Source organism: Vibrio sp. 2134-1 (genome assembly GCF_033339495.1).
On sequence record NZ_JAWOUS010000690.1, the window covers coordinates 1 to 591 of the forward strand.

General features: G+C 45.0%; 1 protein-coding gene. It reads left to right on the plus strand.

Features of this window, described 5'->3' with window-relative positions; all coding sequences use genetic code 11:
- A partial coding sequence (locus R7R78_RS27990) for a thymidylate synthase (protein ID WP_225474837.1) occupies positions 1-521 on the plus strand: 521 nt, incomplete at its 5' end.
- Between the last annotated feature and the right edge of the window lie 70 nt (positions 522-591).

Genomic DNA, 591 nt, shown 5'->3' on the forward strand with positions numbered 1-591 from the left:
AAGGTCGTGCATGGGCAAAACCTGATGGTGGTCATATCGACCAGCTACGCAAGATTGTGGATGATTTGACTCGCGGTGTTGATGACCGTGGTGAAATCTTGAACTTCTACAACCCTGGTGAGTTCCATATGGGGTGCTTGCGACCTTGTATGTACAGTCATCATTTCTCGCTACTGGATGACACTTTGTATCTCAATAGTACACAGCGTTCGTGCGATGTGCCGCTTGGATTGAACTTCAACATGGTTCAAGTTTATGTGTTCTTAGCGATCATGGCGCAAATTACGGGTAAGAAGCCAGGTCAGGCCTTCCATAAAATCGTTAACGCGCACATTTATGAAGATCAGCTTGAGTTGATGCGTGATGTTCAGTTGAAGCGTGAACCGTTACAAGCACCAACATTCCATATCAATCCGGAGATTAAATCTCTAGAAGATTTGGAAACTTGGGTGACGCTGGATGACTTTTGGGTGGAAGGGTACGAACACCACGATCCAATTCGTTATCCATTCTCAGGGTAATCACGCTGGTTCTTGATACTACAAAAAGCTCCGAATGGAGCTTTTTTGCTTTTGCGATGCGTTTGAGTTT